The organism is Hungatella sp. SB206 (assembly GCF_051132295.1).
Taxonomy (GTDB): Bacteria; Bacillota; Clostridia; order Lachnospirales; family Lachnospiraceae; genus Hungatella; species Hungatella effluvii.
The window spans coordinates 5,645,267-5,658,822 of record NZ_CP096603.1; the positions used below are offsets into that span (position 1 = coordinate 5,645,267).

11 protein-coding genes are annotated in these 13,556 nt (G+C 49.4%); 2 read left to right on the top strand and 9 right to left on the bottom strand.

The genetic code is table 11. The features are described 5' to 3' along the window. Window positions 1-36: 36 nt before the first annotated feature. Window positions 37-1,014 (bottom strand): GPR endopeptidase, encoded by a 978-nt coding sequence (gene gpr, locus M1L66_RS24970; RefSeq protein WP_055653997.1) that lies wholly within the window; start codon window positions 1,012-1,014, stop codon window positions 37-39. A gap of 277 nt (window positions 1,015-1,291) precedes the next feature. Between gpr and rpsT the strand changes: the two genes are divergently transcribed. Beyond that, on the top strand, window positions 1,292-1,555 hold the full coding sequence (rpsT, locus tag M1L66_RS24975; protein ID WP_055653999.1) for a 30S ribosomal protein S20: 264 nt from the start codon (window positions 1,292-1,294) through the stop codon (window positions 1,553-1,555). A 426-nt stretch (window positions 1,556-1,981) separates the two neighbouring features. Here the strand turns inward: rpsT and M1L66_RS24980 are convergent, their stop codons facing one another. After that, window positions 1,982-2,263: a hypothetical protein gene (locus M1L66_RS24980; protein ID WP_434688711.1), complete on the bottom strand. Its 282-nt coding sequence runs from the start codon at window positions 2,261-2,263 to the stop codon at window positions 1,982-1,984. Window positions 2,264-2,814: 551 nt separating this feature from the next. Here M1L66_RS24980 and M1L66_RS24985 point away from each other — a divergent pair. Continuing rightward, window positions 2,815-3,456, top strand: a complete 642-nt coding sequence (locus tag M1L66_RS24985) for a superoxide dismutase (RefSeq protein ID WP_187023159.1) — start codon at window positions 2,815-2,817, stop codon at window positions 3,454-3,456. Between the two features lie 105 nt (window positions 3,457-3,561). On the opposite strand, the gene holA is transcribed toward M1L66_RS24985, so the two are convergent. From holA to M1L66_RS25020, 7 genes are all read right to left on the bottom strand, one after another. After that, window positions 3,562-4,533 carry a DNA polymerase III subunit delta gene (holA, locus tag M1L66_RS24990; protein ID WP_187023158.1) on the bottom strand — a complete coding sequence of 324 codons (972 nt, stop codon included), beginning with the start codon at window positions 4,531-4,533 and terminating at the stop codon, window positions 3,562-3,564. Between the two features lie 117 nt (window positions 4,534-4,650). Continuing rightward, the gene (locus M1L66_RS24995; RefSeq protein ID WP_434694324.1) at window positions 4,651-7,074 is read right to left on the bottom strand and encodes a DNA internalization-related competence protein ComEC/Rec2; all 2,424 of its coding nucleotides are present in this window, start codon (window positions 7,072-7,074) and stop codon (window positions 4,651-4,653) included. Window positions 7,075-7,091: 17 nt separating this feature from the next. Further along, entirely contained in the window at window positions 7,092-8,051 is a 960-nt protein-coding gene (locus M1L66_RS25000) for a GerMN domain-containing protein (protein WP_434688712.1), read from the bottom strand. A gap of 19 nt (window positions 8,052-8,070) precedes the next feature. Continuing rightward, a complete protein-coding gene (locus M1L66_RS25005) occupies window positions 8,071-9,516 on the bottom strand; it encodes a sensor histidine kinase (RefSeq protein ID WP_002602460.1) in 1,446 nt (481 codons plus the stop codon). Between the two features lie 28 nt (window positions 9,517-9,544). Next, window positions 9,545-10,411, bottom strand: a complete 867-nt coding sequence (locus tag M1L66_RS25010; protein ID WP_187023156.1) for a DegV family protein — start codon at window positions 10,409-10,411, stop codon at window positions 9,545-9,547. Between the two features lie 95 nt (window positions 10,412-10,506). Further along, window positions 10,507-12,273 (bottom strand): ABC transporter ATP-binding protein, encoded by a 1,767-nt coding sequence (locus M1L66_RS25015; RefSeq protein WP_187023155.1) that lies wholly within the window; start codon window positions 12,271-12,273, stop codon window positions 10,507-10,509. A gap of 8 nt (window positions 12,274-12,281) precedes the next feature. Next, on the bottom strand, window positions 12,282-13,532 hold the full coding sequence (locus M1L66_RS25020) for a hypothetical protein (RefSeq protein ID WP_187023154.1): 1,251 nt from the start codon (window positions 13,530-13,532) through the stop codon (window positions 12,282-12,284). Window positions 13,533-13,556: the final 24 nt, after the last annotated feature.

Sequence of the window (13,556 nt, forward strand, 5' to 3'; positions counted from 1 at the left end):
GCTTATATACTATGCAGGAAAATCACCATTTACCCCTTACTCCTCTTCCTCTCCCATAAAAGCGAGATGAATTCCCTCGGAAATGGTATAGCTCAATTCCTTAACCGTCTCATCAATATCCGGAGGAGTCACATAAAGTGGGCCGAATTCCGGCTCCAGCAGTTCCCGGATCAGATCATACTGCTCGTCAGAGCTCATGCTTCCCACAAAATCCCCCATTCCTTTCGTCTCCATCCCCTTAGACAGGGCGGCAATCATGGCGGATACGGTGTCATGAACGATAGCTGCCGCTCCAACCACGGTAGGAACACCGATCGCCATAACCGGAATCCCCAGACTTTCCTTTGTTAAGCTGTGACGGTGGTTGCCAACGCCGGAACCCGGATGAATTCCCGTATCGGTCAGCTGAATGGTGGTTCCCAGCCTTTTCACGCTCCTTGCTGCCAGCGCGTCGATTGCAATAATCAGATTCGGCTTCGTCTCATGAATAATCCCCTTTAAAATTTCCGCGCTCTCCATCCCGGTCTGAGCCATGACGCCTGGAACAATACCGCTGATGACCGGCATACTGCGCCCATTCCAGAACTCATCCCCATACTGCACCTTCAAATGTCTCGTGACCTGAAGATTGTTAAGCACTCTTGGCCCCAGAGAGTCCGGTGTCACAGAGCTGTTGCCGAGGCCGACCACCAGAACATGGAAGCCGGAGGCCCGGTAGTCTTCTCCCTCCAGAAGCTGCCCAATCTGCCGTGCCAGTTCTTCCGAGACCTCTCTGTGGTAGTTTTCATCTTTTCTGGATAACTGGTCAGCCTCCAGTGTTATATAGGAGCCCATCGGTTTCCCCATGGCCTTTTCGCCCTTCTTATCCAGTATTTTCACTTCCGTCATCTTGATCCGGCTGTCCGCCCGATGCCACTCTCTTAAGGATACCCCACTTATTTCTCCGCCATTTCCCGGAAAGCTTTCCTTCTCCTCTACTGCAAGATCTGTCCGAACTTCGAATGTATTTTCCATATTTCTCACCTTTCTTTAACAGATCACGCCCCGTCGGCACCTGCTGTCCGGTCTGCCCCGGCCGGGGCAGACCGGACAGCAGGTGCCGACGGGGCATAAACTGCGACTTTTTTTCTTTTCTCTGGTATTTTCTGCAAAAAATCAGGAATTATGTATTGACAATAGAAGCTTTATTCGTTAAAATACTAAGGTATGTTTACATTGAACTGTCCGTGTCCAGGCTTTGATGCAAAACAAAGAATAACCATATATCAATTAAAATTGGAGGTGTACAGATTTGGCTAACATTAAATCCGCGAAAAAAAGAATTTTAGTTAACGAGACTAAAGCTGCTAGAAACAAAGCGATCAGATCCAGAGTGAAAACATCGATTAAGAAGGTTGACGCTGCTATTACTGCCGGTGACAAGGCTGCTGCACAGGCATGTTTAACAAGCGCAATCGCTGAAATCGATAAGGCTGCTACTAAGGGAGTATATCATAAGAATACTGCTTCCAGAAAAGTATCCCGTATCTCTAAGGCTGTTAACGCAATGGCTTAATTCATAGAAAAACCTGATAATAAAGGAATTCCCCGTTCGGCTTAACCCACTGGATGGGGATTTTTTTGTTTTATTATATTTTGATTTGTTATTACTTTGTTGTTGTTTATAAAAAGATTCTAATAATTATAATAGGAAGAAACAGGATATATAATTCCATATGTTCTATTTTTAAGCGCATAAGATATTTTAATAGCCCGGCACGTAAGAATGGATACCAGACTGCTTGAAAAACGATTTAAAAGATATGACCACTGACTCCAGCCAGCGGCATTTTTTTATTTAAGTTGGCTTATATCTAATATCTGCACACCCGATGCGGATATCAACAGATGTAAATACTGTTATAAGGAAACGTGTGGCTGCGGGAAGACCATTCTATCATGAAAACGGTTGATACAAACACAAATACAAATATAAGAATACTTAAGGCGGCCCAAACGGACCGCCCTTTTTATAGATATCATTAGCAACCACAGTTATCCTGCCTGCAGGAGGCATTGTTACAGCCGTCTCTAAATCCGGCCTCATAAGCTTCTTTTCTTTCTCTGGCACATGGATCGAAACAGCAATTATTGTTGTTATTGCTGCAGTTGCAATTCCAATTGTTATTACAATTATTTTCACAGGGATTGTTGCATACGCATCTGCAGCAATTATTACAGCTATTATTACAGCTATTATTACAGCTATTATTTCTACAACCACACCAGTTACCACAGAGACATCTACATATATTACACATAATTTATTTCCCCTTTTTATATATGTTAAATTATAATTTATTATATGCAGAGAGGGGACAAAGGTGACAAGTCGTGATTATTCTGTCCACTGTACCACGAGATTCCCCTGTCTTAAATTATTCGTAACCAGTAATGCCCCCATATGTTGCCAGATCATCCTTCCGGGCTGTACACCTTCTTGCCCATTCTTGTGCGCCTGGCATGAGCAACGGCCCGGTCCCACGGGTAAAATGGTCACTCTCATGAGAAAAGGGCTTATAACGCCTTATTTATCTTATAGTTCAATCTATTTTATCACAATCTTGCTCTACTTTTAAAACATTTTGTCTATTTCAAAAAAATGCATCACAAATAGAAACTATATACGTTATTAAAGTGAGTTGTATTTTGCAGCTCATCCCCCCAGGGGCGGAGGTTATCCTTCTCCTCCTCCGCCCTTTAAAAAAGAAAAGCACTTCTCACGGCACGCTTCCCGACAGCATATGATAGAAAAAGCGCATAAGGAAGTTACCCTTGACCAATCTTACTTATCATTATCCATTCACCAATCCCCCGCTGCCATACGCCTATCAGGCACTCGAACCCTATATTGATGAAAAGACCATGAAGCTTCACCACGACCGTCATCTTCAGACTTACGTTGACAATCTCAACAAGGCGCTGGCCGATTACTCCCGTTTTCATAATTGGACGCTGGAACAGCTTATTTACAATATTGCCAGCCTTCCTGAGGAGATCCAGACAGCGGTACGAAATAACGGCGGCGGAGTTTACAACCACCTGCTCTACTTTACCGGCCTGGCTCCCGCTTCGAACCAAATGCCAACCGGTGCACTGGCCGATGCCATCCGCAGGGAATACGGAAGTCTCGACGCCTTTTTAAAGAAGTTTAAGGAGGCTGCGTTATCCGTCTTCGGCTCCGGATACGCCTGGCTGGTAGTCGCCGCAGATGGTTCTCTCATGATTACTACCACGAAAAATCAGGATACTCCGCTCCCACTGGGCTTATGCCCCGTCTTCAATCTCGATGTCTGGGAGCACGCCTACTATTTAAAGCACTATAATCTCAGAGCCGACTATATCGACGATTTATTCCATGTAATAAATTGGGAACAGGCAGGCCAGCGTTATATGGCATGTTTTCAGATACAATAAAATTCAATATCTGAATTTGTATAGAAAAAGGAAGGAAGCTTACCATCAACGGTATCTTCCTTCCTTTTTTTCTTTTTTACTCTGCCATAAAGACTTCTCAACGTCTTAAAATTTTCTTGTAATCAGCAGTTCGACCGCCATCCGGTCATTCAGCCGCCCGGTCTTCACCGCTTCTTCCGCTTCCACGCACTGAGTCACACAGGACAGGATCTGCTCCCGCGTAAATGTCTTGGCCTGGGGCATCATCTTGCCTGCCACAAACGGCGGCACCTTGATTCGGGAAGCAATGGCCCCTTTATCCATTCCCTTTGCCATCAGTTCCTTCACCTGCAGAATCTGATTAAACTGTCTGGCAATCAGAAACATAATTCTCATCGGCGGTTCCTTGAGCGTAAGTAAATCTTCGTACAAATCCATGGCCTTTTTCGTTTGACGGTTCACAATGGCTGTCACCATATCAAATATCTTATTGGTCACACGAACCGTACAGATCGCTTCCACATCCTCGTCCGTAATCACGTCGCGCCCCATAGTGAAGCTTACCAGTTTTTCCAGCTCCATCCGGATATTTTCCATATCATCTCCGGTCATATTTAAAAGAAGCTCCATGGTGCGCCCGGTAATCTTCTTCCCCTCTCTGGCCAGAATTCCTCCTGCCCACCTGGAAAGCTGCGCAAAATCCTGTCTGGCCATCTCCGCCGCATAGCCGATTTCCTTCACCTTTTTGAACATCCGGCTGCGCTTGTCCACTTCAGATTCCACAAAAATGATGCAGGTCGTATCCGGCATCTGGGGCAAATAAGCGACCAGCTCATCTGATGCACCCTTGAAGAATCCACTATCCTCGACCATAATCAGACGTTTTTCCGAGAAGAAAGGCATTGTGTCTGCAAGGCTGATGAGTTCATTCAAATCCAGTCCCTTCCCCTCGAAATAGTTATAATTCATGGTATCATCGCCGGATATGGCGGTTCTCATCTGGTTTTTATAGCTGTTTTTTAAAAATGCCTCATCGCCGTACAGCAAATACACCGGTTTGAAGCTATGATTTTTAATATCCTGAGTGAGATTCTGCATGATGTCTTTCCTCTCTACCTGCCTTTCGTCACTAGTGCCTCCCAGCATATATACGCTGGGAGACACTATACCATTATACTAAGGGAATTCCGATGCGTCAACGAACAAAAACCGCTCTCAATCCAAAAACGCCTTCCACCTCACCATTTTCCCATCCGTCTTCATCGTAATCGCTCCCCTTTCCGCCGTTCCATAGATTTTCACGCTTCGGTCATCCAGACGTTCCAGCACCTCCTTATGAGGATGGCCGTAGGAATTCCCTTCCGCATAGGAAATCACCGCCCAATTAACGCCCAGGGCGTCTAAAAATGTCTCTCCGGAAGAAAACCGGGAACCATGGTGAGCGGTCTTCAATATCTGAATCTCCGAAAGTACGCCCGGTTTTTCGGATAAGGCAGACAAAAGCCGCAGTTCTCCCTCGCCGCTCATATCTCCGGTAAATAAAATATGGCAGTTTCCATAGTCCACCTTCAATACCTCGGACTCCTCGTTCTTATCCGCAGGCAGATCAGAAATTCCCGGATAGAGACAGGTCACGCCGATCCCTTCCATATAAAAGCTTTCTCCAGCTTCAATCAATGATACTTTTGTCCCCCTGGCCCTGGCCAGTTCAGCAAGGCTTAGGAGCGCATCATCTTCCCTTCCCTGGCAGGGCAGAAGCAAATTGCGTATCTCGATCTCCTCACAGGACTCCAGAAGATAGCGAACACCGCTTATATGGTCCAGGTCGCCATGACTGACAAAGGCATACTCAATCACCGATACCCCACAGCTCTTCAGACACGGCTCCAGCCGGTACTCTCCCAGCTTCTTCTCCGAAGTACTCCCCCCATCTATCAGCATGGCGCCGCGGCCGGAACGAAGCAGAATTCCATCCCCCTGTCCCACGTCCAGAAACAGAATCTCCATCCCGTCAACAGGGCGCGGCATCAGAATACAGGGCAGAAATACGCAGATACAGAAAAACAGGACTGTTCTCAGCCATATTGGGCGGGATTTTTCGACCTCTGCTCTCTTCCCTACCGCTCTCTTCATCCCGATCAGCGCCACCAGCAGCACCATATAGTAAAGAATCACAGCCGCAGCAGCCGGCCTTCCCATCACCAGCGTATGATACGGGAGGCGTTCCGTCCCATGGCAGAGCCATTCATAAAACTGCAGTATATAGTGACCGGTTCCCGCAGCCAGCGCACCCGCCTTACAGGAAATCCCGCCCAGCAGAGCCGTCCCGATCCCGGAGCATATGACGCCTCCCATCAGCGGGATCACCAGCAGATTCAGGAAAATTCCGTAAACAGGGAACTGAAAGAAATCCCACAGAATTACCGGGAGCGTCACCAGCTGAATTGCAGCACTCACCATCAGCGCGCCCAGAATCTTTCGTTCCTTCCCCAGATAATCCTGAATAACAGGAAGCATGCCTCCCACGGCAAAGACAGCGCCGAACGACAGTTGAACACCTCCCTGCGTCAAAAGCTCCGGCGTTTCCCATACCAGCATCAGAAGCGCCAGGGACAGCGCCGACAGGAGATCGTAGGTCCTTCCCAGATAAGAAGCCAGGAAACCGGTACTCATCATGACGACGGCCCGCACCACGGAAGGTGACCCGCTGGTCATCGCACCGTAGCAGAAGATAAAAGCAGTTCCGGCCAGTCCGGCTCCTTTATAGCCTAAACCGGCTTTTCTTAACAGCTTATATCCTCCCATTCCGATAATTGATAAGTGAAGGCCGCTGATGGCCAGCAGATGAGCGATACCATTCTTCTGATATAAATCCTTAATCTCGCTGTCCAGCGCTTTCTTATCCCCCAAAACGGCCGCAGAAAAGATACCCGCGTCTTCCGCCGCCGCAGATCTCATAATATTCTGCTTCGCCTTTTCCCGGATTTGCCGCAAAAGCTCCGGAAGCGGGGAGACATCTCCTCCTGAAATCTCCACTTCTTCCCCATACATACGGCAGTCCACTCCCTGTCCGCGGTAATAACTCCTGGAATCAAACTCTCCCGGATTCCTGGCGCGTGCAAATAACTCCAGCTTACCTCTCACAGTAACATTACTGCCAATCTTAAAGTCCCGGGCGTCCGGCATATCTTCCGTCGCATCCGTTTTCCACGATATCAGTACACAAGGAATCTGCCGGCTCATGCTGAAGGACCGGCCCTCTCCGCCCCCAGCCAGCGGCCGCACCACATTTTCCTCAAGCGTAATCTGTACCTTTCCCTCAGACTCCTCCACTGCGCTCACCCGTCCATGCAGTTCCGAATAAATGCCAGCCATCTCCATACAGGCCCGTTCCCGCGCCTCCCATTTCTGCTTCGTATCCCCTGCCCGCCCCATTCCGAGCAGCACAAAAAGGAGGAACACAGGCAGCCACACGGCACCTTTGCTCCTCCTTTTTTTGCATACTGCACCTGTTCCCGCCGCCAGAAGCGCCAGAAGCGCTGAAATCGCCGGAATCAGAAGTCCCGATGTCAGAGAAAGCAGAACGACGGTCTCTCCAAGTACGAATCCCCCTGCTATCAGACATAATGGACGTTTTATAAATACTTTCCTCCTGTTTACTGCGGACTGTCTTCGTTCTCCGCGTTGTAATCCAAGTTGCGTTCAAACAGCTGGTTTAAGGATATGGAATCCCGGAACATCACCTCCTGGGAACCATTGACCGCGATCTGCACTTTATTGACAGATGAAACGGCAGCCAGAGAATTCACAATGGAATAGACTGGGATATATTCCTTAACATCCAGCGAATTATTTAAAAATGATGCGTCAAAATTCAAATAACAGACGTTTTCATTGACCGATACATTTAACAGCTTCGTATCCTTTGGAAGCGTCGCGCCTATTCCCGGCCTGTCCGGCCCGGCGATCAGCTGTTCCACCACCAGCTTCTCCAGTGATGTGGTCACGTTATGTACGACCTCCCGCTGCTCTTTCACCAGCTTTTCTCCGGTGCTGTCTGCAAAATACAGGGTCAGCTCCGTCTTTTCAAACGCGTTGACATTACTGATATTATCGATAAAATCGGCTCCTGTCATGGCGCCCACCGGCACGCCGGTGCTGTCCATCAAAGGCTGCTCCGCCGTATAGATAGCCACGTAGTCCACGCCCTCCGCCTGGGTCAGTGTCCGCACGAGAGCGGCCCTGCATAAGATCTCCCTCGTCGGATTCATCATGGCGTAATTGTTGTCAAAATAGAGGTAGAGTACCGTATCCTCCAGCTTATACCGTTCAAATCCCACTTTATCCGGGACAGCCGACTGGCGGTCTAAATCCTGCGGCACCGTCTTAAGCTGCTCCATCAGATTGGTGATCTTCCAGTCCGCCTCTGTGGCCGTCCCATCCGCCGGCATCTGCGGCATCGTATAGTCCTGTGGTTCCAGCCTCGTCATGGAGGAATTCATATAGTAGATCTGGTACACTTCCTCCGTCTGTTCCTCATTCCCGTCTCTCCTCTGGCAGCCTGCCAGAACGACAAGAAGCACCAGGAGGAGCAGACTGTATATCCATCGTTTCATAAATTACGTCCTCCTGTTTCTATGGAATATAGGTGAGCGGGATTCTCACGGTAAACGTGGTTCCCTCGCCTTCCTTGCTGGTAAGCCGGATCGCTCCCTGATGCATCAGGATAATATTCTTCGTGATGGCGAGGCCCAGGCCGGTACCCCCGGTCTCCCTGGAACGTGCCTTGTCCACGCGGTAAAATCGTTCAAATATGTGCTCCTGGAATTCCTCCGATATGCCGATTCCGGAGTCTGCCACCTTGACGTAAAAAAACTTGTGATCCGCGTCGAGAGTGACGCGCACCCATCCGCCTTCCACGTTATATTTAATGGCGTTTTCCACCAGATTGTTGAGAGCCAGGGACAGTTTTACCTCGTCCACGTCCGCCGTCACCTCACGGATGCTCTCAAAGGTCAGCTCCACATTGCGTTTTCCGGCGATCGGACGGAGTCTCTTTAAAATCAGCTCCAGCAGGCCGTTGACATTCACCTGCGCAATGTTTAACTCGGCCCCCGCCGTCTTGTCCATGCGGACCAGAGACAGAAGGTCGTCGATAATCTTGCTCTCCCGGTCAATCTCGTCCGAGATATCCGTCATAAATTCCCGGTACAGCTCCACCGGTACGTCATCCATACTCATCAGGGAATCTGCCAGAACACGGATGGAGGTGATGGGCGTCTTCAGCTCATGGGATACATTCGATACGAATTCTTCCCTCGACTGGTCCACCGCCTTTAGTTTTTTCAGCGTCTTGCTGATCGATTCCGTGATCTGCCGCGTCTCCGTATATGCGTTGGAGGAGAGTTCCTCATCCAAGTTGCCTTCCTCCACCCGTTTCAGCTTCCACTGCAGCTCCTTAAACGGGTTCATCAGAAGCTTGACGAGAAGCACGACGAGAATCGCCAGGATGGAAAATATCATGAGGTGCAGGAAGCTGCCCTTTTCCGACACGGAGGACAGCCGCGTCAGCAGATCCTCGGTGGACGCCGTCACGATCATGACACCGTCGATTACCTTGTCCTCGCTGTTGGAGTAAACCGGGATCGTCAGAGCCGCGTAATTCTTATCCGAATTATACTTGCTGCTGTTCTCCCCGTTGAAGCATCGGATCACCTCCTCCGATACGTTCAGCTTGCCAAGAGACAATGAAAATGTATCGGAAACAATCCGGAAATTCTTATTGACAATGACAATTCTTCCATTGAACATGTCTGCTTTCACGGACATCTCATTGTCTAACAGCGTATCCCTGGGTTCATTCACCAGGTAGCCGCCCCGCGTCATCTTATTGCTCAGGATCGAGCACTGGTTCTGAATATCCTGTATCCGCGCGTCGATCTGGTTCTGCCTGTAGGTTCCCAGCATGATCTTATTCTGGATCAGCATGGGAGCCAGACCGATGATCAGGAAGAACAGGATCAGCACCAGCCTTAAGCTTACGGTGTGTTTCAGTTTAATCGGTTTTACCTGGAAGAACATCTTAAGCACACCTCCCGGTCTGTTCCGCTCATAGAGACAGCTTCTTCGTACAGGCGACGGCCAGCGCTCCCGGTCCGATGTGGCAGGACACGCTTAAGGATAAGTGGTCCACGTAGATATCGCCGGTCTTCGGGAACAGCTCCATCAGTTCCTTTTTAAATTCAAGAGCTGCCGTCTCATTATCCGTATGGGCCACCGCCATATGGACAGCCGCGCCCTCCGGATCGGAAAAGCGCTCCTCCAAATCCTTCTTAATGGCTGTAACCATCATACTCTTCGCCTGCTTCATGGTTCTCGCCTTGGCAAATGCATCCAGTTTTTCTCCCTGAATCGTCAAAACTGGCTTAATCTTCAAAAATGTTCCCAGCAGTGCCGCTGCCGGCGTAATCCGGCCGCCCTTTTTTAAATACTCCAGGGTGTCCACCGTAATGTAGATGGTAGAATCGAAGGCCGTCTCTTCCAGCACCTTCTTAATCTCTTCCGCGCTCATTCCCTGATCCGCCATGGCCTTCGCCTCGAGAACGGACTGCCGCTGTGTAACAGAAATTCTCTGGTTATTGACCACCAGCACCTTTCCGCCGAAGTCGGCAGCCAGCGCGTGGGCCGTCTCGCAGGAGCTGCTTAAGCCGCTGGACATGGGAATGTGAATCACAGAGTCGTGATCCTTTAACAACTCGTTCCATAAGTCGATCAGAGACGCGGGTGACGGCTGTGACGTGGAGATATCCGCGCCCTCCGCCAGCCTCTCATAAAAGGATTTCTGTGTAAGGCTGATATCCTCAAAATACGTCTCTCCAGCCATCATAAAGGGCATCGGAACCACATTGATTCCCGCCTGTCTTCCCTGCTCCTGTGTAATTCCGCTGTTACTGTCCGTAACAATCGCTACTCTCATCTGCTATTCTCCTTCATTTTCCATCTAGTACAGCATTGCATAAGTTCCGATGAATTCTGCACTGGTGCCTTCCGGCGTAAATACGCTGGACCGCACTAATTCTGCTCCGCTTCGCCTGCGGAGGTGTACAGCTGGTAATAGATTCCCTGCTTCTTAATCAGTTCCTCGTGATTTCCTTCTTCTATAATATTACTGCCGGACAGGACAAGGATTCTGTCCGCATTCCGGATGGTTGTCAGCCTGTGTGCAATCGTAAGGGTTGTCCTGCCCGCCGCCAGACGTTCCAGAGACTGCGATACCAGATGTTCGCTCTCGTTGTCCAGGGCAGATGTGGCCTCATCCAGAATCAGGACGGGCGGATTCTTTAAAAATACCCTCGCTATGCTGATCCGCTGCTTCTGGCCGCCTGAAAGCTTCACACCGCGCTCGCCCACATACGTGTCGTAGCCGTCCTTCAGCCCCATGATGAATTCATGGGCTCCCGCCATCTTCGCCGCCGCAAGGATTTCTTCCCTGGAGGCACCCGGATGGCCGTACTCGATGTTCTCATAAACCGTACCCGAGAATAAGTACACATCCTGCTGCACGACGCCGACGCTTCCGCGAAGGCTCTGCAGCGTTACATTCTTAATATCCTGTCCGTCCAGCAGAATCCGTCCCTCGGTAGGATCGTAAAAACGCGGGATCAGATTGCACAGCGTCGTCTTTCCGCCGCCCGACGGCCCCACCAGGGCAACCTTCTCCCCCGGCCTGATCTTTAAATCGATATTCGAAAGGACCGGATTATGATCATCCGGATATTCAAAGGACACACGGTCAAAGGTAATGCTTCCGTGTACATCCCGTAAGGGAACCGCCCCTTCCTCATCGAAAATATCCACCGACGCGTCCATCAGCTCCGTGAAACGCTCGATTCCCGTCATTCCCCTCTGAAACTGCTCCGCAAATTCGATAATTCTGCGGATTGTCGCCAGAAGCGTCGTCACATACATGGTATAGGCCACTAAATCGCCGGGATCGATAAGCCCCTTAATCATAAAGATGCCGCCCGCAACGATGACTACCACGTACATCAGTCCGTCAAACATGCGGATGGTATTCTGGAACGCCGCCATATACTTATAGGTCTGGCGCTTGATATTTAAAAATTCCTGATTGTCGCGATTGAACTTCTCGATCTCGACACCCTCGTTGGCAAAGGCGCGGACCACCTTGTTGCCGAGTAAGCTGTCCTCGATTCTGGCGTTCAGCTCACCTATATGGTTACGCTGTTTCTTGAATGCCCTCTTCACCTGAATGTTGAAGTAGGAGCAGGAGACCGCCATCACGGGGATAAACACAAATATGATCACCGTCAGGGGAAGATTGATTCCCGCCAGTATGACAAAGGACACAACGGTCTTCAAAAAGGCGATAAAAAACTCTTCCGGACAATGGTGGGCGAACTCGGTCACATCGAACAAATCGCTGGTGATCCTGGCCATGATCTGTCCCACCTTCGTATTGTTGAAATAATTATCCGACAACTTCTGCAGATGTTCAAATGCATCCTGACGCATATCCGTCTCAATGGCGGCACCCATCACATGGCCTGTGTACGCCATATAGAAGCTGGCCAGACCGTCCACAATCCGGAGGGCAAAGTAGAGTACACCGATGCCCACAATCGTCTGAACGGTCAGTGAGGCCAGATCCTTCAGTCCCTGATTGGTGATATAGCGCAGGATCAGCGGCAGGATCAGCTCACAGACCGTGGTCAGCGAGGCGCACAGCAGGTCAAACACCATAATCCGTGTGTATTTCTTATAATAGGGAACAAACCGTTTTAAGAGTGTTCCCGTTTTCATCTCTTTCTGTTCCATAAAATCCTCTATTCCGTTATTGTAATCTTTTTCACCAGATCAAGAGCCCACTCCATCTCCCCGGGCTTCCTGCAGGTTATGTTGATATTGGTTCTCTGTTCTTTGTAGAGAACCTGGGCGGACATGTTGTAAACCATCTCTCCGTCCTTCTCTTCGGGCGCATAAAAGACCGCTTTTCCCTTTCCTTTATCCACATCAAACAGGAACTCCTCTTCCGGCGTCCCCTGTTCGAACCATGCTTTTTTAAATTTGGATGTGCCGCCTGTACCTAAGACCACCGCGTAAATGTAGAGATCATGACCGCCGTATTCCACGCCGTCGTAGTAATGATCCATGCCGTTGCGGCAGTTTTCATCGAACATGAAAGATCCCGGCAGGCAGAATTTCATATTGCCCAGCTTCCGGTAAATGAGATGTCTCCGGCAGCCCACGAAAAGCTCTCTCGAAAGCGGCTCCGCATGGCTTACATCCACTGGTTCATGCTCTGCAAGGCGGCATATCTCCAGATATTCTTTTAATGGAAACGGCAGACTGGAATCCATGGCCAGCGCCTTTTCCAGGCACTCGATAATCCTGTCATTGACCTTCTTATCCGTCTCACACCTGCTGGAGGGCATAAAAAAGCAGCTCTGATTTAAAAGCACCAGTGCGCAGTTTCTGTAGTAAACGGCATCCTTTTCAATCTCATTCCAAATAAAAAAATCCCTGGCAAATGCCATACTGAGTCCTGAATTCACGACTCCGCGAATTTCCATAAACGAAAAAGGGCGGATATGTGTAATCAGCTTTCCTTCCTGCTTCTCCGGTATATAGTAGCTGGAAGGCCAGCAAAATGTATATTCCGGCCCATTCTCCCATCCGGACACCAGTTTCATCAGATCCATAAACCACTGATAGAAATACTTTCTCCGCATAGTCAGAAAATCTCTTCTCCAGTAATAGCCCGTCTTGTCATCAACTTTTAATTTTAATTTTCCTTGCCCGGCCAGCTGCTCTAAAAATGCTATGACAGCCACATGAAAGCCGGGCCCCACGATGTTGGTCTGGGACTCCCCCTTAAGGACCCGTTTATCCCAGTGGAACCATATATAGCCCTCTGGACAGAGCCTGCAAAGCAGACATCCGGATAGAGACTCGCATGTATAGCCCTGCTCTCCAGCCAGTTCCCTAATCATCGTCTCCGCTGCATCCGGCGTCCATTCACGGTAGCCGGTCAGCCGGTTCTTTGGCCTTAACGCAAACCTGATCCTAATACTCATCTGAAACCCTTCCTAATATGTCTT